Consider the following 19,141-nt stretch of genomic DNA (forward strand, 5'->3'; position numbering starts at 1 on the left):
CGCTGCCACGCATGAGTCCTCATTCCCGCCTGACCGAGTTGCGCCTGCTGCTGGGCATCGAGCGCAACACCACCCGCCATGGCGAGAAGTGGATATCGGGCATCGGCGCGCTGCTGGGCATCCTGTCGGTGTACTGGCTGACCCGGTGGACGTTTCCGACCGCCGCCGCGTCCACCGTGGGCGGCGCGTTGATGGTCACCTCGATGGGCGCGTCCGCCGTGCTGCTGTTCGCCGTGCCGCAGGGCGCGCTGTCGCAGCCGTGGGCCGTGGTCGGCGGCCACCTGCTGTCCGCCTTCATCGGCGTGAGCTGCCAGAAATTGTTCCCCGACCACACCTGGACCGCTGCCCTCGCGGTCGGGCTCGCGGTGCTGGGCATGTACTACCTGCGCTGCATCCACCCGCCCGGTGGCGCCACCGCCCTGGCGGCGGTGATCGGCGGCCCGGACGTGCACGCCCTCGGCTACCACTACCTGCTGATGCCGATCCTGATCAACACCGTCGCCATCCTGTCCATGGCCATCGCCTTCAACGCCCTGTTCCCGTGGCGCCGCTACCCGGCCCACCTGCACCGCCGCCGCACCGCCGCACGCTTCACCCAGCCCGCGCAGCGCCAGTTCGAACTGACCCAGGAAGACTTCTCCGCGGCGATGGAGCAACTCAACTCCTACGTCGACATCACCACCGAGAACCTCACCGAACTGCTGGAACTGGCCAAGCAGCACGCCGAGCGCAACATCACCCACCCCGACGCGATCATCCGCGGGCGCTTCTACAGCAACGGCAAGCTCGGCCGCCTGTGGAGCGTGCGGCACGTCCTGGAAGGCGAGGGCGCGGCGCTGGACTATCGCGTCGTCGCCGGCGAACAGACTGGTACGCCCGGCGTTGCCAGCCCCGACGAGTTCCGCCAGTGGGCGCGCTTCGAGGTGGTGTTGCAGGAGAATGGGCGGTGGGTGAGGGCGGAATGATCGCCTGAAGGGTGCTGTCCGCCGGGCGGTGTCCGGCCCGCGCCCGCGGTGGCGTTGTCGCCGGTTGAGCGGTCCCGACCCGGGCCGTGTCACGTGTGCATGGACGGCATCGCGATGGCCGGGGTTCCTGCACATGCGTCTTTTCCCGTGGCGGCGCGGTGGACCGGTCGCAGCGCGCACGCCGGAGCAGACCCATGCATCGAAACGTCTTCCTCGCCGCTGGCGCGCTTGCGATCGCCGTCAGCGTGAGCTCTTCCGCGCAGGACCTGGTGAAGACCGCAGGGTCCGGCGCAAAGGTCATCCTGGAGAACGACCAGGTTCGCGTGATCGAGCTGACCGTCGCGCCGGGCAAGAGCACCGGCACGCACACGCATGGCGATCACATCATCTACTTCCTGACGCCGGGCGAAGCCTTGCTGACCGGCCCGGGCAAGAAACCCGAGCGACGTAACATTCCGCAAGGCCATATCGAATGGGCGTCGCCGGTGACCCACGACACGGTGAACGCGGGCAGCGCCGAGACGCGTACCCTCATCATCGAACTGAAAAAACCGGAGTCCTGAAGCGACGCCGCATCACCAAGCGGCGTCGAGCGTCCTGAAGGGCTTGGCCAGGCGAAGACCGTCGGCATCATAGTCGGCGGCCGGCACTGCCTTGCCATCCACCGTCACCCGCGACGGCTTCGTCCGGCTCGGCCAACTGACCTTCAGCGCGGTGTCCTTGCGCAGGCCCGGGCCGAGCGTCACGCGCAAGGTCTGGCCCTGCTTGCGCGCCGTCATGGCCAGCGTGCCGTACGCCGTCGGCAGGCCGTCCACGCGCAGGCCGTCGCCGGCCACCCACGCGGGCGGCGTGCCTGGCAGCAGCGACAGTGCATCGTCGCCTTCGTGCATCAGCATGCCGAAGAGCGCGCGCGCGTATTCCGAACCGATCCACGTATGCGGCATGTCGCCCAGATAGATCGCGTGGCGCGGATCGGAGTACACCACTTCCGCCAGCACCTGCCACGGGCCCGGGCGGCGATGGCCGAGGAACCGCATCAACAGCTCCTGCGCCTCCTGCGGCCGGTTGAGGTGCACGTAGGTCAGCACGTTGCGGATCTCGTACGGCGTGTAGGCGAACAGCGCACCGGGCGTGTCGCGCTTGCGCACGTCGTCCAGGTAACGGTCGAACGTGGTCTTCAGCGCATCGGCCGGCATCACGTCCTGCTGCCCGGCCGGGTCCAGGCCGATCGACAGGCTGGTGGGATCGCTGCCGCCCATGTCGGCATCGGCGGGCACGTAGTCCACGCCCTTCCACTTCATCGTCGCGCGCAGCGAGGCGGCCATCGATTCGCGCAGCGCCGCGTACTGCTCGCGTGCCCAGGCGGCCGTCTTCGCATCGCCCCACTGCTCGGCCAGCCATGCGCCGTCATGCCAGCCCTTCAGGGCCCAATAGTCGTCCCAGTAGCTGTGCGTGGGCACCGGATAGCCCTCGTGGCTGATCGACGGCGCCAGGATGCCGTGGAAGCGCTCCGGCGACGGCTGGTCGGCGAGATAGCCCGGCACCATCGTGCGCTCGCGCAGCTCCTGCATGAACTTCATCGCGCGCGTCACCTTGTCCTGGTAGTCGCGCACGCTGCGCGCACCGCCATCCAGGCGCGCGATTTCGGCGACCAGCCAGATGAACTGCCCTTGGCTGTCGTACTCGATGTCGGAGCCGAACCCCGTGTTGACCGATCCGTCGTCGTTGAGGATCGGCGACACCAGGCCGTTCTCGTGCACCGCATGGCCGGCGTACCACTGCAGGTAGTCGCGCGCCGTCTTCGGCATGCCCATGCGCACCAGCGTGGCCGCGGTCGCCGCGCCGTCACGGATGAAGGAGCGGTTGTAGTTGCGCGGACCCGGCTGCATGGCGTGGCCGCTCTGGTTGATCAGCATGTACGCGGCCTGCGCACGCAGCATGTCGACCAGCGAGGCATCCGGCAGCGACAGCCCGATACGGCCCAGGCGCTTCTCCCATTGCGCGGCCACTTCGTCGGCGCGCGCATCGAAGGCGCCTCCGCCGGTGAGTCCCGCGAGGTCGAGTGCGGGCGCGGCGGGCAGCGGCTTGGCCGGATCGATGCGCGCATCGCCGAGGGCGAAGGCGATCACGATGTCCTGCGTCGCGCCGGGCGCCAGCGCCACGTCGTAGCCCAGCTGGCCGGCGGCCAGGCCGGTGTCGTCGTGCGCCTGCTGCGCGTCGGGCAGGCCATCGGTCATCAGCAAGCCGGTGATCTCGCCTTCGCCATGCGCACCGAAGGCGGATGCGGATGCGCGCGCCACCGGCGTCAGCGACTGGAACAGCGTGCGTCCGTTGACCGCCACCTGTGCGGCATCGCCGCTGCCGACGTGGATGTCGCGGATCGGCGACGGGCCGCCGTTCTGCCACGGCGGGCTGACCTGCATCGGCCGCGTCAGCAGATTGAAGCTGCCGGCCACGGGCGCGGTGCCGGTGTTGCGCAGGCGGTAGCGCACCAGCGTGACCGGCGCGCCGCGTTGTTCGAGGGCGATCGCGGCCGTCGTCAGTTCCAACCCCGGCTGCGGCGACCACTGCACGGTGGGCATCGGCATCCAGCCGTCGCGCAGCGCGTGGGTGATCGGCGTGTCGGCGTTCGCCGCGCTCGCCCGGCCGCTCGCATCGCGCCACACCGGCTGCACCAGCGGCGCGCCCTTGAAGGCTTCGACATGGCCGAACTCGTCGAGCACCGACTTCTGCCGGCCCGCGGGAATGCCCACGGCCGTCCAGTACACTTGCTGCTGGTGCAGCGACGAGGGGAACAGTGCACGGTGTTCGCGCGAGGCGGCCAGCTCATAGCGCTTCATCGCCGTCATCACCCGCTTGGGCCCGATCAGGCGCAGCCGCTGCAGCGTCGGCGCCTGCGTGCCCTCGCCGCGTACGCTCAAACGCAGCGCGGACAGCGTGCGCGCCTGGCTGTCGGCGAGGAAAGCGCTGTCGCCGAATGCGCGCGGGTCTTCGGCCAGCACGATCCAGCGATCCGAACCGGCTTCGCGGCCTTCCAGCCGGGCGGCGCGCGGCGTGTCCTTCCACGCCACTTCCAGACCGGCCACGGACACCGGCGTGGGCAGGTCGATCTGCAGCTGCCGCATGCCGTCGGCGGCGGGCTTGCCGGTCATCGCATGCGCATCGCCGGCGTCGGACCACAGCGCTGCCGGATCGCCGTCGACGCCGCGGATGCGGGGCGCCTCCGTGCCGGCATACGGCTGGAATTCGAACACCGACACGCCCCAGTCCGCCGAGCGGTCCGGTGCGGTCAGGCGCAGGTAGCGCGCCTGCACGGTGGGGAACACGTCGTACTCGATGCCGCCGACGCCATCGCGCGTCTCGAACGCGGTGCGCCAGTGTTCGCCGTCGTCCGAGGCCTGGATCGAATAGGCGCGCGCGCCGCCCCATTCCCAATGCAGCTCCACCGCACCGACGGCCACCCGCTTGCCCAGGTCCACCTGGTACCAGTGGCCGGGCGAGAAGGCGCCGCCCCACTTGGTCGCGGGGTCGCCATCGATGCCCTTGGGCGGGGCCATCTCCACGGTGGTGCTGGCCGAACTGGTCGCCGTCCAGCTCGCGCGCGGGGGCAGGGCATCGGCGGACCGGGCCAGGGGGCTGAGGACCAGGCCGACCGCCAGGGCGAGGACCGCACAGGCCAGGGGCGGGCGGCGGACCGCAGGCGCGATGGGGGTCATGGCGGGGCTCCTGGGGGCGGGCCGGACAGGCCACGGGAGCGCCGGATACTAGGGATGAAAACGTTTACATGCTAGTTGCAGCGCACGATTCGCCGCTGATCGCCGGGCGATGAGCCCGGCGGCTCAGGGCGCGCGATGCAGCCCGTGCGCGGCCTGCTCGCAGACCACGAGGGTGTGGGGTTCGGAGACCGTGCCGGTCGCCCGCACGCGGTCGCCGGCCTTCAGGGCCTGCACCTCGTCCGGCGGCGGCGCCTTGCACAGGTTCCAGCGCGCCGGCAGGTGGACCTCCACGTTGCCGGTCGGCGTGGCGAGGGTGACCACCGCGCTGCCGTCGTAGGTCCACGGCGTGGTGTCGACCGTGGCGACCTGGCCCTCCACCGTGGCTTGCTGGCCCGGCACCCAGGCCGGAGCGGCGGGCGTGGTGGTGCAGGCCGCCAACGACACGATGGCGGCCAACGTGGCGGTGAGGCGGACGGGCGATGCGGTGGGGCGTGACGTCATCGAAGGACTCCGGAACGCGGCTCAGGGATTCGTGGCAGGTGCGGCGCCACCGGATGCCTCGCTGGGGCATCGCGGCACGCCCGAACCGACCACGCAGTTCACGCAGCACTCCTGCCTTTCCGGCGACGCATCGGGCGCGTCCTGTACCGGCGGCAGGGCGCCCGGGAGTTTCGCAAGTTCCGCCGGCGATTTGAGGCGCAGGATCGCCGCCCAGTCCTGGCGGTTCATGTTGCAGGCAGCTTCGTTGTCGGGCGCGCACAGCGTGCCGTCGCCGATCCGCAGCGGCAGCCCGCCCCAGAACTCGCCGTTGCGGTTCAACGGCAGCATCCGCATCGTCACGCTCTGCTGCACGTTGCCGCCGATGGCGTAGGCGGTGCTGTCGTTGTTCGGGTTCACCGCCACCACGATGTCGCAATGCATGTCGAGCGAGCTGCCGCTGCGCAGCAAGGGCACCAGGCCTTCGTGGCCGAACAGGCGGCCGGCCTGGCGCACGTAGCAGATCAGGTCGCCGACCACCGGCTTGGCCCTCGCCACGTCGATGACGTCGAAGGCATTGGTCGACGGGTTCTGATATGCCGCCTGCACGTAGCTGAAGTGGCGGCTGGAACCGCGGAAGCCCGGCACCCTGGCTTCGCGCATCACCCACGAGATGAAGGCGGCCGACCACGGCGTATCCACCACGAAGCCGCGGCAGGCTTCGGCCTGCGGGCCGGTCGCCGAGGCGTACAGGCAGTCGGTCGCACCGCGACGGTGGCCGATCGCGGCGAGCAGGCCGCTGTCGCGCCAGTAGCGCGCGACGCGCTGCCAGGCGCGGTCATCGCCGATCGACAGCAGCGACGACTCGGCTTCATTCATCGGCGCATTCGCCAGCCGGCCGTCGCGGTCGATGAAGGGGCGGTACCACATCAGGTGTTCGCGGCAGGCGACCGCGGCGATGCGGGTGGCGACGTCCGACGGCGCCTGTTGCGACAACTGCGGACAGACATCGGCCGCACGCGCGGCGAAGGACGACAGCAGCAACAGGGGCAGCAACAACCATGCACGCATCAGCAAATCCTTCGGGGTCGGTAGTCCTTCTTACGCATCATGCCGCATGGGCAGGACAGATCTTCATCACGCGGCCTGAAGGTATGCAAAAGGTCTGCGCGGCCCGACTTGACCTCAATCGCGGTTGAGGACGCAAGGTGGCGGTCCATCCAGCGAACATCGCCGCCATGCCTGCCCACCTCACCGATACCGCCCTCTATCTGCAGCGACTGGGCCATGACCGGCCGCCGCCGCCCACGCTCGCCACCTTGCGCGACCTGCAGCAGTGGCACACCGCCGCATTCCCCTTCGAGACGCTGTCCACGCTGTTGCGTGAGCCGGTCGCGGTGGATCTGCCGTCCATCGAACGCAAATTGCTGCACGAAGGACGGGGTGGTTACTGCTACGAGCTCAACCGTGCGTTCCTGGCACTGCTGCAGGCGCTGGGCTTCGACGCACGCGGCATCACCGCACGCGTGGTGATGGGCGAAGCGGAAGGCGCGGTCACGGCACGCACGCACCTGCTGGTGCTGGCGACGGTGGAAGGCGTGCGCTACACGGTGGATGTCGGTTTCGGTGGCATGGTCCCGACGGCGCCACTGCGGCTCGACCGCGACGATGCCCAGCCCACGCCGCACGAACCGTATCGCATCGCGCGGCGTGCCGACGAGTACACGCTGCATGCGCAGGTCGCGGCGGAATGGCGCGCGCTTTACGTGTTCGACCTGCAACCGCAGGCGGAGATCGACTACGTCGTCGGCAACTGGTACGTCAGTACGCATCCCGATTCGCCCTTCCTCGACGAACTGCGTGTCGCCCGTACCGGTCCCGGCTGGCGCCGGACGCTGGGTCACGGCGGCGTGGCGCTGCATCGCCTCGGCTCCCCGAGCGAGCGGCGCGCGCTGGCGGATGCCGATGAGGTGATCGTCGAACTGCGGGATGGTTTCGGCCTCCGTGTGCCCGAACACCCCGGACTGCGCGCCGCGATCGAGCGCTGGCTGCAACGGCATGCGCACGCGGGATGATGCCGGCCGGTGGTCGCAGGAACGCGACCACGGGTAAGCTCGCCGCTTCCTTCCGTTCGTGGACCGTGCATGCGCCCGCTCCTGCTTGCCGTGTTGCTTTCGCTGCTCGCCCTGACGGCCCACGCGGCCGAGCCCGACCGCCGCATCGCCATCACCATCGACGACCTACCGTGGCAGCGCATGGACAAGACGGCGTCGGCGGAACTCCCGGTGCGCCATGCCCAGCTGATGGCGCAGTTGAAGCAGGCCGGCGTGCCGGTGGTGGGCTTCGTCAATGAAGGCAAGCTGGAGATCGACGGGCAGGTGCAGCCCGCGCGCGTGTCGATGCTGCGCGACTGGCGCGATGCGGGCTTCGAGCTGGGCAACCACACGCGCGGCCATCTCGACCTGCATGCGGTCGGCTTGCCGGCGTTCCAGCAGGACATCCTCGATGGCGAGCGCACGCTGCGGCCGCTGCTGGCCGAACGCGGGCAGGCGCCGCGCTGGTTCCGCCATCCCTACCTGCGCGCGGGCCGCACGCCGGACGACCGTGCCGCGCTGTCGGCCTTCCTGGGAGAACACGGGTACCGCATCGCGCCGGTCACCGTCGACAACGGCGAGTGGGTCTGGGCGTTCGCCTATGCGAACGTGCTCGACGGCCAGCCCGACACGCCCGCGCGCGCGGCCACGCTCGAGCGCCTGCGCCGCGGCTACATCCCCTACATGCTCAACAAGGTCGATTACTACGAACAGCAGTCGCAGGCGCTGCTGGGGTATGCGCTGCCGCAGGTCTGGCTGCTGCATGCGAACGAACTGAACGCCGTCGCCTACGCCGACCTGATCGCCGGCGTGCAGCGCCGCGGCTATCGCGTGGTCACCCTGGACGAGGCGATGCGCGACCCCGCCTACGCGCGCGGCGAGGACGGCTACAACGGTCGCTACGGCCCCAGCTGGCTGCACCGCTGGGCGATGGCGGAAAAGAAGCCGAAGGATTTCTACGCCGGCGAGCCCGTGGTACCGGGCTGGGTGTTGCAACTGGCGGGCGTGGATGCGGAGTAGCTGGCCCGCGACGCGCGGTTTCCGCGTTGGTCGGTAGGGACCAGGGTGGACCGGATCGCATGCCAGGCATGGGCGCGACGTGATCGAGCCGGAGGGCGTGCATGCAGAAGAAAGTGGACCTCTCGACGTGCCGGGGTCACCTGGTGGAAGTCGTGATCGAACGGCCCGACGCGCAGCAGCCGTGGTCGCTGGCGGTGCGCGTGCGCGAAGCTCAGGGCGGGGCCTGGAGCCCGCTCTGGCACGATCGCGAACCGCACCATTTCACCTGCCATGACGCGCTCGCCGCGGGCAAGCAGCAGGCATTGCGGATGATCGGCCCGTCGGACGACGCGGGTATCGCCTGATCCGCCCGCCGCGCTGCGCTGGGCATCCGCCGCGGCCCGTTGTACCGTCGCCCGGACGCCGATCCGCGCGTCCTCGAGCCCCGGAGCCCCGATGCCCGCGAAGAAGTCCGCCGCACCCGCCGATGTCGACGCCTTCCTCGCCGCGTTGAAGCATCCGCAAGACGCCGCGATCCGGCGTCTGCGCACCGTCATCCGCGCCACCGACGCGCGGATCGGCGAGGACATCAAGTGGAACGCACCCAGCTTCCACCTGGATGACAAACATTTCGCCACGATGCAGCTGCGGAAGACGGACAGCGTGCTGCTGGTGCTGCATCTGGGCGCGGGCAAGCGCGCGCTGGCCAAGGATGCGATCGCCGATCCGCAGGGGCTGCAGACGTGGCTGGGCGCTGACCGCGCGACGCTTTCCTTCGCAAACCCCGCGGAGGTGGAGGCGCGTGCGGAAGCGCTGCAGGCCGTGCTGCGGCAGTGGCTGACGCACGCCTGAGTCCGCGGCGTCCCTGCGCGATCGACCGACGGGAAGAACGAACCCTCGCCGCCGCGTTGCTTGCCCTGCTGCCGCTGGGCAGGCGTGCGTGCTACAAGGCGGTCCTGCCCAGGGGAAAGGACGTCGGATGCGATACGCGTTGTGGAGTGCCCTCGTGGTCGTGCCCACGGTCGCGATGGCGGGACCCGCCGAAATCCCGCCGGAGGTGCTGGCGCGGCAGACCTGCCAGGAGCATGTCGTCGAAGCCGCCCGGCCGACGGCAGCCGACATGCCCAAGGTCTCCGGGGAGTACAACGCCTACGTGGTCATCGACTACCGTCTGGACGGGTCGGGAAGCGCGGTCGATCCGCGTATCGTCGAGGCGCGGCCGCGGCGGGGCTTCGACGACTATGCCCTGCGCATGCTCGAGCGCACCCGCTTCGCGCCGGGCGTGCAGGCGCAGTGCACCGAGGTCCGCACGATCAGCAAGGTGCGTCGCGCCAGCCGGTAGGTCCAGCCGGGCAGCCGGGCGCAGAATTCGACGCCGAAATAGTGGATAGTGCGCCGCAGTATCCGGACCGTCCCGCCGTCGCACCCGCATGCCCGACTCCCCCCCGTCCGCCGGCCACGCCCCGCGTCCCCCCTCGCTGAGACGGCAGTTCGCACGTGCGGTGGTGCTGGCGGCGCTATTGCCGGCCGCGGTCCTGGGCATCGTCGAACAGGTGCGCTCCTACCGGGCCGAGCAGCGCCACCTCGGCGAACGCCTGGAGGTGAGCACGATGCTCAGCGCCACGGCGGTCAACGATTTCGTCGACATGCACCAGGCGGGTGTCGCCCTGGTGGCCTCGATGAGCGGCAAGGACACCGACTGGCCGGCGCAACTGGCCGAACTGCGCCGCCGCTATCCGGGTTTCAGCAGCGTGCTGGTGACCGATGCCCTGGGCACCGTGCAGGCGTCGCAGCCGGTGCCGCCGCGCGCGCCGGCCATCAACGTGGCCGACCGCGAATATTTCCGGGTGCCGCGCGAGACCGGTGCCCCGTACGTATCCGACGCCTTCCGCGGTCGCCGGCTCAGCAACGATCCGCTGGTGGCGGTCTCGGCGCCGTGGCAGGTGGAGGGCGCGTTCGCGGGCGTGGTCCAGGGTTCGATCCGCGTCGATGCCTTCACCGGGCCGCGGGTCGCCGCGATGCGCCGCCGTGGCGTGGAGATGCTGCTGCTCGATCGCGAGTTGCGCGTGATCCGTGCGACCGAAGGCCTGCAGTACCGCTTCCAGCAGCCGTTGGCGGACACGCCGCTGATGGCCGGCGCCGGGCAGGGCGCGCGCGAGACCGAATCGCGCAGGCTGCAGGGCGTGATGGCCGACGGGCGCGCGGCCTGGGTGTCGCAGTCCAAGCTGACCTCGGGCTGGACCCTCGTGCTGGTGGTGCCCGACGACATGCTGGTGAGCACGGTGCGCAATCGCGCGCTGGCCACCGCGGGGCTGCTGGTGCTGATCCTCGCTGGCGTGTGGTTCGCGTACGCATGGCAGATGCGGCGGCTGGATGGCGCACTGGCGCAGCTGTCCGACGCCTTGCAGGCGCTGGCCGTGCATCGTCGTCCGAGCGCGGCGGCGCCGCTGCCCGAAGAGTTCGAACCGGTGGGTCGCGCGGTCGGTGAACTGGCCGACCAGCTCGAGGATGCGCACGAGGACCTGCAGCGTTCGCTGGGCGACCAGAGCGCGCTGGCGCTGTCGCTGCAGCGCACACTGGAACGGCGCGAGCAGGAGATCGACCGCCGCACCGCCGAACTGCGCCAGGCCAATGCCGAACTGGACCGGCTCAACCGTACAGATCCGCTCACCGGCTGCCTCAACCGCCGTGGCCTGCAGCACAAGCTGTCGCTGGTCAGCGACGAAGCCGGCCAGCTCACCGTCGACATGACCGTCATCGCCATCGACGTGGACCACTTCAAGGCTTACAACGACCGCTACGGCCATGCGGCCGGCGACAGCGCGCTGCGGCGCGTGGCCGGCGTGGTGGGCGGCCTGCTGCGCGCGCCGCAGGACGCGGTGGCGCGGATGGGCGGCGAGGAATTCCTGGTCGTGTTGCCGGATACCGACGCCGCGATATCAGCACGCGTCGCCGAGCGCGTGCGCGCCGCCGTGCATGCGCTGGGCATCCCGCACCAGGATTCGCCGTGGGGCGTGGTGACCGTCAGCATCGGCTGGGTGCGCACCGCGCCGGGCGAGGACTACGCCCAGGCCTTCCTGATCGCGGACGAAGCGCTGTACCGCGCCAAGCACGCCGGCCGTAACCGGGTGGAAACCGAAGAGTCGTAGCCCTGCGTCAGGTCGCCGGCCGCGGGCCTACGAGCTTCAGGAAGGCCTCGTGCTGGTAGCGGCTCATGCGCAGCTGCTGGCCGGTGTCCAGGGTGATGACGTGGTGGCCGTTGAACCACGGCTGGATGTCGCGGATCCGGCGCACGTTGACGATGGCCGAGCGATGTACGCGGGCGAAGTGGCGCGGGTCCAGGCGCGCGGCCAGCGCGGACATCGTCTCGCGCAGCTCATGCACGCGCCCGGCCAGGTGCAGCTGCACCGTGTTGCCGTTGGCACGCACCCAGACGATGTCGTCGACGTCCACCAGCACGACCTTCTCGTCCTCGCGCACCGGGATGCGGGAAGCGTAGTCGTCGCGCTGGCGCAGCGTTTCCAGGGTCTGCAGGATGCGCGCGGTGGCATCGGCGTCGGCCCCTTCGCGGATCGCCAGACGCTGGCGCGCGCGCCGCAGCGTCTCCTGGAAGCGCTCGCGGCTGAAAGGTTTGACCAGGTAGTCCACCGCATGCGTTTCGAAAGCGCGCACGGCGTACTGCTCGTACGCGGTGACGAAGATCGTGGCCGGCATGCGCGCCGCCCCGATCGTGGCGACGACATCCAGGCCGGTGATCGCCGGCATCTGGATGTCGAGGAACACCAGGTCCGGCGACAGCGCGCGGATCGCTTCGACCGCCGACACGCCGTCGCCGCATTCGCCGACGATCTCCAGATCGTCCACGTCGCGCAACTGGCGCACGACCGCGTGCCGCGCGATCGGCTCGTCGTCGACCACCAGCACGCGCAGGCTCATGCCGGCACGTGTTCCGGGGCGTCGTCGTCCTGCGCGAGCTCGCGGAACGGCACGCGCAGGCGGCAGGCGACGCCGCGCGGCACCATCGCGTCCAGGCGCAGGTCGGCGTGGTCGCCGTACAGCTCGCGCAACCGCAACCGCGTGTTCGCCATGCCGATGCCGTGCCCGCCGTCGCTGGGCTGGCCCAGCGCACTGTTGCCGTTGCGCACCTCGATCAGCAGCTGCTCGCCGTCCCGGCGGCAGTCGATCTCGACACGGTCCTCGCCGACATTGCGGCCGATGCCGTGACGGATCGCGTTCTCGACCAGCGGTTGCAGCACCAGGCTGGGCACCGCGGCGTCGAGCGTGTCCGGCGCAACATAAATGCGCGTCTCCAGGCGATCCTTGAAGCGGCGGCGCTGGATGCCGAGATAGAGTTCGAGCAGCTCCAGTTCGCGCCGCAGGGTGATTTCCTGCCCGTCGTAGTCCTCGAGAAACGCGCGCAACAGCTCGCTCAGCTTCAGCAGCATGTCTTCGGCCGACAGCGTGTCCTCGTCCAGCAGGGTGACGATGGCGTGCAGCGTGTTGAACAGGAAGTGCGGTTGAAGCTGCGTCTTCAGCACCTGCAGGCGCGACTGCGCGAGTTCGGTCGCCAGCTGGCTGGCTTCCAGTTCGCGTCGGGCCTTCTCGGCATGGAACTGGATGGCCTGCTGGATGGCGAACAGCATCCAGTAGGTCAGCAGGCCGATGGCGAAATGCTGTTCCAGGAAGTAGCCGAGCTGTTCACCGAAGCCGCTGGGTTCGAACAACGTGGAGACCAGCGCGCCGATCACCATCGCGACGAAGGTCGTGCACAGGCTGGCCACCAACTGCTTGCCGAGCCCGCGGAGGCGGAACGGGTTGCGCAGCGGATATCGCTCGGCCAGCCGGAACACGACGGGCGCCAGCGCCGCCCAGGTGTACCACTGGATCAAGGACCAGCGGATCAGATCCCACAGCGGCCAACTGGGACGTTGCAGGCCGTTGTTGAGCTTGGCCTGCAGGGTGAACAACAGCGCGACCGCCGTCCACAGACCCAAGTAGCGGAACAGGCCGATCTCGGTGGTGCCCAGTCGGATCTTCATGCGCGGTGTCCGGGAAGGTGGAGGCATCCTAGGCCGGGGTTCCGCGCGTGGGAAGCGCCGCGCGTGCATGGCTACGATTCGTCATGGCGCAACGACGATTCGTCCCGAATCCGTTGCCGGCGCGGCGCGGGCGGCGCGTGATGCGGCCGTCCGCCCCGCCTGCGTGGCTCCCGGCGGATCCCCTTCCCAACGGAGATTCGCCATGCGCCCCCTGTCGATCCGCTTCGCCTTCGCCACCGCCCTGCTGTCCATCGCCGCCATCGCGCAGGCCGGCGACGGCTCGCGCGTCCACTACCTCGACATCGTCAATCGTGCCCACGAGCGGTTGGTCGCGATGTCGGCCGCGCCCGTCGGCGGCGAGCCGGTGCCCGTGGTGCTCGGTGAAGACCTGCATGGCGGCGGCAATGCCGCGACCGTGCGCCTGCCGGTGCAGGGCTGCGTGCAGGACCTGCGGCTGGAGTTCCGCAACGGCCAGCAGGTGATGTACCCGGCGGTGGACGTGTGCGCGCATCGCGGGCTCACCATCCAGCCGGCGCATGCGAGGCGCATGACCGCGGAAGAACTGCAGAAGCAGCAGCGCGTCGCGCGCGAAGATTGAGCGCGCTCAGCGCACCACGCTGAGCCGGCGCGGCGGGTGCTCGTCGCGCTGGAACAGCACCCGCTCGGGACGGTGCAGGGCGAAGCCCTGGCCGTAGTCCACGCCCAGCGAGCGCAACGCGTCGCACAGCCGCGGGCTGCTGACCCATTCGGCCACCACCTTCAGCCCGCGCTGATGGCCGATCTGGGCGATGGCGCTGACGATGGTGCGGCTCATCGGTTCGGTCTCGAGGTCGCGGATGAAGCTGCCGTCGATCTTGATCAGGTCCACCGGCAGGTTCTTCAGGTAGCCGAAGGACGACATGCCGGCGCCGAAATCGTCGAGCGCGATGCGGCAGCCGGCGCGGCGAAGCCGTTCGATGACGTTGACCACCTTCAGCAGGTTGCGCACCGCCACGGTCTCGGTGATCTCGAAGCACAGCGTGTGCGCCGGCACGGCGTATTCGGTGATGCGGGCGAGGATGAAGTCCGCCAAGCCTTCATCCTCGATGCTCGCGCCGGACAGGTTGATCGCGCACGTCCCCAGCCGGGTGCCGGAATGATGCAGTCGGCCGAAGTTCGCCAGCGCGTTTCGGATCACCCAGCGGTCGATGGCGGGCATCAGGCCGTAGCGCTCGGCGGCGGAGAGGAAGGCGCCCGGCAGCACCACGCCGCCGTCCTCGTCGCGCAGGCGCAGCAACAGCTCGATGCTCGGCGCGGTATCGCTGCCGTCGAGGGGGACGATTTCCTGATAGTCCAGCAGCAGGCGGTCCTGTTCCACCGCCCAGCGCAACCGGCTCGCCCATTCCATTTCGCCCTGGCGGAGGGTGGTCTCGTTGTCCTGGCGGTAGACGTGCACGCGGTTGCGGCCGTTCTCCTTGGCCAGGTAGCAGGCGGTATCCGCCCACGCGAGGAGGTCTTTCAGGGTGGGCTCCTGCTGGTCCACCACCACCACGCCGATGCTGGCGCTGACGGTGTAGGTGCGGTCCTGCCAGACGAACATCAGCGCCTCGATGCATTCGCGCAGGCGTTCGGCCAGCGCCTGCGCGCCCTCGGCGTCCACGTGGAATGCCATCAGGCCGAATTCGTCGCCGCCCAGGCGCGCGAGGACATCGCCGCCGCGCAGCTGGTGGCGCATCGCCAGGGCGAGCTGCGCGAGCAGCTGGTCGCCGGCCATGTGACCGGAGACGTCGTTGATCAGCTTGAACTGGTCCAGATCGATGTAGAGCAGCGCGCAAGGGTCGGTCTGTGCGCGGCCCTTGCGTTCGTGCAGTGCTTCTTCCACGCGTCGTTCGAACTCGCGGCGGTTGCACAGTTCGGTCAGGGCATCGTGGGTGGCCTGGTAGCTCAGGCGTTCGGTGAGCTCGCGCTGCTCGGAGATGTCGGTGGCGACCATCAGCAGGTGCGCCTGCCCGTCCATGTCCACCTGCGAAATGGATGCGCTGGCCCAGAAGGCGTCGCCGCCGGGGCTCAGCAACACCGCTTCCAGGTTGCCCCAGTCGTTGCCGATCGCGTCGGCGTCGCGCGCGCGGTGCTGCAGCTGCGGGTCGGAGAACAGGGCCGACAACGGCAGCCCGGTGGGGTCGCCCAGGCGCAGGCGCGCGGCCTGGTTGGCATAGACGATCCGGCCATCGCGCGCGTCGGCCAGCAGGACCAGCGCGGGCAGCAGTTCGTTGAGTGTGCGGAAACGCAGTTCGCTTTCGCGGTAGCGCGCGCTCATCTGCGCGCCGAGGGCGACGGCACGGCGGCGGGTGGTGGTCAGCGACCACACCAGCGCCGACAGCAGCAGGCTGATGACGCCGCCGCCGACGAGGATCGCCTGCAGCCGTCCCAGGTCCAGCGGCTGCGGACGCGGCAGCAGTTCCACCCGCCACTGGCGTCCACCGAAATCCAGGCGGCGCACCTGCGTGGGCAACCCCGCCTGCACTTCGGTGCCGGAGTCGTAGAAGGGATGCGCATCCGCCGTGGCGTCGCTGACGCGCACCCTGAAGCCGTCCAGCACCGGGCCGGCCAGGGCGCTTTCCACCATCGGCTCCAGGCGGATGCCGATGGCCAGCGCGCCCAGCTCGCGCGCGCGGCGCTGGTTGGGCGTGGTCGGGGTCGGGCCGTGCGAGTACACCGGCAGGCGCAGGGTGACGCCGAGCGGATTGTGTCCGGCCGGCGTGGTCTGGCGCAGTGCGAACGGCGCGGAGATCACCACGGTGTCGGTATCGCGGGCCTGCAGCAGGGCGCTCAGGTTCGCTTTCTGGGTGACCATGTCGAAGCCGATCAATGCCGTGTTGGCTTCGAACGGCGCGACGTAGGCGTAACGGTAAGAGACCTGGTCGGCCAGCGGTTGCCCGGCGGGTTCGCGGCGGGCGAAGGCGACCGAGGTGTACGCCGCCGGCTGCAGCGGGCTGCGCAGGCTGGTGTGGTACTGGCTGAAGCGCACCTGGTCCATCTGGTCGTTGGACAGGAAGACCGTCTGCATCGCCCGCAGCATCGAGGCGGCCTGCTCCAGGGGCACGCGCAGGCGGGTGGCGCTGGCGTCGGCCGACGCGCGGCGCTGCTCTTCGGCCCGCTGCTGAAGATCCTTCCATTCGCGGTGCGCCACGAACGCCGTGCACAGCAGGCCGGCCAGCAACACGGCCGCCGCCCATGCCATCGGCGGCATGCCGAGACGGCGGTCGGGCGTCCCCGGCGCCGCCGCAGTGGCGGGCCCGGGGGGCGTGTGGGTGGCTTCCACCAGCGGCATTCCTGCGTTGAAAGGGGCGGCCATCCAGGGCGATGCCGATCCGGAGAAGGGATGCAGGCATCGTGCCAATCCGTCGGGACATCGAAAGCGCGGACTCCCGGGGGCAGCCCGGAAGCCGGTCCTTCACCGGACGGAAGTCGGATGGACCGTATGGGTCACTATCGGCCCTGCCTGCGCCATCTTGATCATGGCGGAGGCGTTATCGCGTTTACGTAAATGCGGTTACGCGAGCGGATGAATCGGAGAGGGGCGCGCCATGCGCCTGCGTGCGGCGACCGGCCAGGTAGGCGCGTGCGGCACCGGCTCGATCGCAGCCAGGGCCTGCTGGAGGAGGGCGAGGTCCTGCAGGGCCCCGAGCTGGTCGACCAGCGCGGCGATGTCGCGTGATGCCACCGCGGCGCCGTGCGGAGATACGCGCAGCCGCTTCAGTGCGTTCAGCTGCATGCGCAGGCGTCGCGACTTGCGGCGCAGGTCGTGGAGATCGTCTAGATCGCTGCTGGCGAGCGCGACGTCCTGGGCGCGTTGCTGGCGGCGCAGCGAACGGTCCAGGCCTTGGCGGAGATCATCGGCGTGGAGCCGATGCCACGGGAGTGCGCGCAGCAGTTCGGCCTGGCGGTGGGCCTGTGCCTGCCGCCGCATGAAGCCCGGATCGTCGGCCAGGGCTTCGGCCACGCGATGCTCCTGCGCGTGGACCAGCAGGGGGGTGAGCGTGTCCCAGCTGGCCGCCTCGTCCGCATCGCCCGCGTGGCGTGCGCAGTGGTGCGCGGTGTCCAGCACGACCTGTCCGTCGCGCAGCGCCGACAGGCCCTTCGCCAAGGTCTTCAGCGCGTCGTCGATGGCCTGCACGTCGGCCTTGCCGAACGCGGCGCGGACCAGCGCAAGCAGCGAACGCAGCCGGCGGAGGCTCTTGCGGGCCTCATGCACGCCGGCCGGAGCCGCCGGTGCGGCCGCCAATGCTTCGGCCAACACCTGGATCTCGTCGGCGGCGAGCGCGGCGACGCGCTTGCCGGTACGGGAGGAGGAGGCTCCGGGCATCGGCACGCTCCGGGGAGGGGGAATCGAGAGTCTACGGCGTCCCGCCGTGTCTGCCGCCGCGACATCGCTGAACGGAATGCCGCTTGTCGGAAAACGGATGCTTGGCGCGCGCCCGCATTAAAGGTATAAATGATTTATACGATTTATGGATGGTGCCATGGTCAAGCAGCACAAGTCGCGCAGCGCCGTGCCGATAGAGGAAGCCGGCAAGCCCGGCAAGCTCGTCCGCGACAGCTTCACCATGCCGGCCGACGATTTCGCGCTGGTCGGCGTGATGAAGGCGCGTGCGTTGCAGGCGCAGCGGCCGGCGAAGAAGAGCGAACTGCTGCGTGCGGGGTTGCATGCGCTGTCGGCGCTGTCGCCCCAGGCACTGGCCAAGGCGCTGGATGCGCTGGCCCCCGTCAAGGCGGGGCGCCCGAAGAAGAAATAGGTGCCGCGTCCGCGCGGCGAAGCCGAATCGAATCCCCGCATGCGTCCCAGGGCGCGTGGGGCGTCCCTGTCCCGGATGTGTTGCCGATGAACGTTGCCGCTGTCCTCCGCCGCCCGCGCGTGGCGGTCCTGCTGTCCCTGCTGCTGCTGGCGCCGATGCTGGTGGCCTGGTCGCACGTGCACCTGCGCGGCGATGCCGTCGTCGAGGCGCAGGCGGGCTATCGCGTGCAGGACCTGGACTGGGTGGATCCGGCGCGGGGGCGTGCCGTGCCGGTGAAGCTGTTCCTGCCGGAAGGCGCGGGCCCCGTGCCGCTGGTCGTCTTCTCGCATGGCATCGGCAGCGCGCGCGACGGGTATACCTACCTGGGCCACTACTGGGCGCGGCACGGCATCGCCAGCCTGCACGTGCAGCACGTCGGCAGCGACCGCACGCTGTGGGAAGGCAATCCGTTCTCGCTGGTGGCCCGCTTCCAGCGCGCAGCCGGCGATGCCGAAGCGATCGCCCGCGTGCGCGACCAGCGTTTCGCGCTCGATCGCCTGCTGGCGGGCGAATGGGGCGCGCGCATCGATCGCGCGCGCATCGTCGCTGCGGGGCACTCCTACGGCGCCAACACCACGCTGATGTCGGCCGGCGCCCAGGTCGTGCGCCACGGCCATACGATCCGGCTGCGCGACCCGCGCATCAGTGCGGCGATCGTGATCTCCGCGCCGCCGTTCTACGGCGACGAGGACTTCCGGCCGATCCTGTCCGGCATCCGCATCCCCACGCTGCACGTGACCACCGCCGACGACATCATCCGCATCCCCGGGTTCAACTCGGGCGTGGACGATCGGCTGAAGGTGTTCGACGCCATCGGCGGCCCGGGCAAGGTGCTGGCGGTCTATCGGCATGGCACCCACAACGTGTTCACCGACCATCGCTACTTCGATTCGCGCGACGTCAGCGAACAGGTCAAGCAGGCGACCGAGTCGCTCTCGCTCGCCTTCATCGACAGCGTGTACGGCCGTTCGCCGGCCGAACTCGCGCAGTGGCAGGCCGGCCACCGCGCGCTGCTGACGCGCTACGAAGCGCGGTGAA

18 protein-coding genes are annotated in these 19,141 nt (G+C 70.0%); 11 read left to right on the forward strand and 7 right to left on the reverse strand.

Annotated features, from left to right (window positions below; all coding sequences use genetic code 11):
- Positions 1 to 11 precede the first annotated feature (11 nt).
- Together BLT45_RS02580 and BLT45_RS02585 are read left to right on the forward strand one after the other, a co-directional pair.
- Positions 12 to 965: an HPP family protein gene (locus BLT45_RS02580; RefSeq protein ID WP_093294767.1), complete on the forward strand. Its 954-nt coding sequence runs from the start codon at positions 12 to 14 to the stop codon at positions 963 to 965.
- A 194-nt stretch (positions 966 to 1,159) separates the two neighbouring features.
- Positions 1,160 to 1,528, forward strand: coding sequence for a cupin domain-containing protein (locus BLT45_RS02585; protein ID WP_093294769.1), 369 nt, complete (start codon positions 1,160 to 1,162; stop codon positions 1,526 to 1,528).
- A 12-nt stretch (positions 1,529 to 1,540) separates the two neighbouring features.
- Here the strand turns inward: BLT45_RS02585 and BLT45_RS02590 are convergent, their stop codons facing one another.
- The 3 genes from BLT45_RS02590 to BLT45_RS02600 form a co-directional block, all read right to left on the reverse strand.
- Complete coding sequence (locus BLT45_RS02590; protein ID WP_093294771.1) at positions 1,541 to 4,681, reverse strand: discoidin domain-containing protein; 3,141 nt, start codon at positions 4,679 to 4,681, stop codon at positions 1,541 to 1,543.
- A gap of 123 nt (positions 4,682 to 4,804) precedes the next feature.
- A complete protein-coding gene (locus tag BLT45_RS02595; RefSeq protein WP_093294773.1) occupies positions 4,805 to 5,182 on the reverse strand; it encodes a hypothetical protein in 378 nt (125 codons plus the stop codon).
- A gap of 21 nt (positions 5,183 to 5,203) precedes the next feature.
- Complete coding sequence (locus tag BLT45_RS02600; RefSeq protein WP_093294775.1) at positions 5,204 to 6,229, reverse strand: DUF2272 domain-containing protein; 1,026 nt, start codon at positions 6,227 to 6,229, stop codon at positions 5,204 to 5,206.
- A 137-nt stretch (positions 6,230 to 6,366) separates the two neighbouring features.
- On the opposite strand from BLT45_RS02600, the gene BLT45_RS02605 reads away from it, so the two are divergent.
- From BLT45_RS02605 to BLT45_RS02630, 6 genes are all read left to right on the forward strand, one after another.
- Entirely contained in the window at positions 6,367 to 7,233 is an 867-nt protein-coding gene (locus BLT45_RS02605; protein WP_254771769.1) for an arylamine N-acetyltransferase family protein, read from the forward strand.
- 69 nt (positions 7,234 to 7,302) lie between these two features.
- Positions 7,303 to 8,271: a polysaccharide deacetylase family protein gene (locus tag BLT45_RS02610; RefSeq protein ID WP_093294779.1), complete on the forward strand. Its 969-nt coding sequence runs from the start codon at positions 7,303 to 7,305 to the stop codon at positions 8,269 to 8,271.
- A 101-nt stretch (positions 8,272 to 8,372) separates the two neighbouring features.
- A complete protein-coding gene (locus BLT45_RS02615; RefSeq protein ID WP_093294781.1) occupies positions 8,373 to 8,615 on the forward strand; it encodes a hypothetical protein in 243 nt (80 codons plus the stop codon).
- A 91-nt stretch (positions 8,616 to 8,706) separates the two neighbouring features.
- The gene (locus tag BLT45_RS02620) at positions 8,707 to 9,102 is read left to right on the forward strand and encodes a DUF1801 domain-containing protein (RefSeq protein WP_093294783.1); all 396 of its coding nucleotides are present in this window, start codon (positions 8,707 to 8,709) and stop codon (positions 9,100 to 9,102) included.
- A 127-nt stretch (positions 9,103 to 9,229) separates the two neighbouring features.
- Entirely contained in the window at positions 9,230 to 9,592 is a 363-nt protein-coding gene (locus BLT45_RS02625; RefSeq protein WP_139187891.1) for an energy transducer TonB, read from the forward strand.
- A gap of 88 nt (positions 9,593 to 9,680) precedes the next feature.
- On the forward strand, positions 9,681 to 11,399 hold the full coding sequence (locus BLT45_RS02630; RefSeq protein ID WP_093294787.1) for a sensor domain-containing diguanylate cyclase: 1,719 nt from the start codon (positions 9,681 to 9,683) through the stop codon (positions 11,397 to 11,399).
- Between the two features lie 7 nt (positions 11,400 to 11,406).
- On the opposite strand, the gene BLT45_RS02635 is transcribed toward BLT45_RS02630, so the two are convergent.
- Positions 11,407 to 12,186: a LytR/AlgR family response regulator transcription factor gene (locus tag BLT45_RS02635; RefSeq protein WP_093294789.1), complete on the reverse strand. Its 780-nt coding sequence runs from the start codon at positions 12,184 to 12,186 to the stop codon at positions 11,407 to 11,409.
- Positions 12,183 to 13,289 carry a sensor histidine kinase gene (locus tag BLT45_RS02640; RefSeq protein ID WP_093294790.1) on the reverse strand — a complete coding sequence of 369 codons (1,107 nt, stop codon included), beginning with the start codon at positions 13,287 to 13,289 and terminating at the stop codon, positions 12,183 to 12,185. The genes BLT45_RS02635 and BLT45_RS02640 overlap by 4 nt, the downstream gene beginning before the upstream one ends.
- Positions 13,290 to 13,491: 202 nt before the next feature.
- On the opposite strand from BLT45_RS02640, the gene BLT45_RS02645 reads away from it, so the two are divergent.
- Complete coding sequence (locus BLT45_RS02645; RefSeq protein ID WP_093294792.1) at positions 13,492 to 13,887, forward strand: hypothetical protein; 396 nt, start codon at positions 13,492 to 13,494, stop codon at positions 13,885 to 13,887.
- Positions 13,888 to 13,893: 6 nt separating this feature from the next.
- Here BLT45_RS02645 and BLT45_RS02650 read toward each other — a convergent pair whose 3' ends face one another.
- Complete coding sequence (locus tag BLT45_RS02650; RefSeq protein WP_254771770.1) at positions 13,894 to 16,590, reverse strand: bifunctional diguanylate cyclase/phosphodiesterase; 2,697 nt, start codon at positions 16,588 to 16,590, stop codon at positions 13,894 to 13,896.
- 231 nt (positions 16,591 to 16,821) lie between these two features.
- Positions 16,822 to 17,634 (reverse strand): CHAD domain-containing protein, encoded by an 813-nt coding sequence (locus BLT45_RS02655; RefSeq protein ID WP_093294794.1) that lies wholly within the window; start codon positions 17,632 to 17,634, stop codon positions 16,822 to 16,824.
- A gap of 157 nt (positions 17,635 to 17,791) precedes the next feature.
- On the opposite strand from BLT45_RS02655, the gene BLT45_RS02660 reads away from it, so the two are divergent.
- Together BLT45_RS02660 and BLT45_RS02665 are read left to right on the forward strand one after the other, a co-directional pair.
- On the forward strand, positions 17,792 to 18,064 hold the full coding sequence (locus tag BLT45_RS02660; RefSeq protein ID WP_139187893.1) for a hypothetical protein: 273 nt from the start codon (positions 17,792 to 17,794) through the stop codon (positions 18,062 to 18,064).
- A gap of 86 nt (positions 18,065 to 18,150) precedes the next feature.
- Positions 18,151 to 19,140, forward strand: a complete 990-nt coding sequence (locus BLT45_RS02665) for an alpha/beta hydrolase family protein (RefSeq protein WP_093294798.1) — start codon at positions 18,151 to 18,153, stop codon at positions 19,138 to 19,140.
- Position 19,141: the final 1 nt, after the last annotated feature.

It is taken from the genome of Pseudoxanthomonas sp. CF385 (genome assembly GCF_900104255.1).
Lineage (GTDB): Bacteria > Pseudomonadota > Gammaproteobacteria > Xanthomonadales > Xanthomonadaceae > Pseudoxanthomonas_A.

What these genes read in the sequence shown, in the direction of transcription:
- BLT45_RS02640 (WP_093294790.1), bottom strand. Translation starts at nt 13,289, where the DNA reads ATGAAGATCCGACTGGGCACCACCGAGATCGGCCTGTTCCGCTACTTG.
- BLT45_RS02645 (WP_093294792.1), top strand. Translation starts at nt 13,492, where the DNA reads ATGCGCCCCCTGTCGATCCGCTTCGCCTTCGCCACCGCCCTGCTGTCC.
- BLT45_RS02660 (WP_139187893.1), top strand. Translation starts at nt 17,792, where the DNA reads ATGGTCAAGCAGCACAAGTCGCGCAGCGCCGTGCCGATAGAGGAAGCC.
- BLT45_RS02585 (WP_093294769.1), top strand. Translation starts at nt 1,160, where the DNA reads ATGCATCGAAACGTCTTCCTCGCCGCTGGCGCGCTTGCGATCGCCGTC.
- BLT45_RS02635 (WP_093294789.1), bottom strand. Translation starts at nt 12,186, where the DNA reads ATGAGCCTGCGCGTGCTGGTGGTCGACGACGAGCCGATCGCGCGGCAC.
- BLT45_RS02580 (WP_093294767.1), top strand. Translation starts at nt 12, where the DNA reads ATGAGTCCTCATTCCCGCCTGACCGAGTTGCGCCTGCTGCTGGGCATC.
- BLT45_RS02610 (WP_093294779.1), top strand. Translation starts at nt 7,303, where the DNA reads ATGCGCCCGCTCCTGCTTGCCGTGTTGCTTTCGCTGCTCGCCCTGACG.
- BLT45_RS02615 (WP_093294781.1), top strand. Translation starts at nt 8,373, where the DNA reads ATGCAGAAGAAAGTGGACCTCTCGACGTGCCGGGGTCACCTGGTGGAA.
- BLT45_RS02630 (WP_093294787.1), top strand. Translation starts at nt 9,681, where the DNA reads ATGCCCGACTCCCCCCCGTCCGCCGGCCACGCCCCGCGTCCCCCCTCG.
- BLT45_RS02665 (WP_093294798.1), top strand. Translation starts at nt 18,151, where the DNA reads ATGAACGTTGCCGCTGTCCTCCGCCGCCCGCGCGTGGCGGTCCTGCTG.
- BLT45_RS02590 (WP_093294771.1), bottom strand. Translation starts at nt 4,681, where the DNA reads ATGACCCCCATCGCGCCTGCGGTCCGCCGCCCGCCCCTGGCCTGTGCG.
- BLT45_RS02595 (WP_093294773.1), bottom strand. Translation starts at nt 5,182, where the DNA reads ATGACGTCACGCCCCACCGCATCGCCCGTCCGCCTCACCGCCACGTTG.
- BLT45_RS02600 (WP_093294775.1), bottom strand. Translation starts at nt 6,229, where the DNA reads ATGCGTGCATGGTTGTTGCTGCCCCTGTTGCTGCTGTCGTCCTTCGCC.
- BLT45_RS02625 (WP_139187891.1), top strand. Translation starts at nt 9,230, where the DNA reads ATGCGATACGCGTTGTGGAGTGCCCTCGTGGTCGTGCCCACGGTCGCG.
- BLT45_RS02655 (WP_093294794.1), bottom strand. Translation starts at nt 17,634, where the DNA reads ATGCCCGGAGCCTCCTCCTCCCGTACCGGCAAGCGCGTCGCCGCGCTC.
- BLT45_RS02620 (WP_093294783.1), top strand. Translation starts at nt 8,707, where the DNA reads ATGCCCGCGAAGAAGTCCGCCGCACCCGCCGATGTCGACGCCTTCCTC.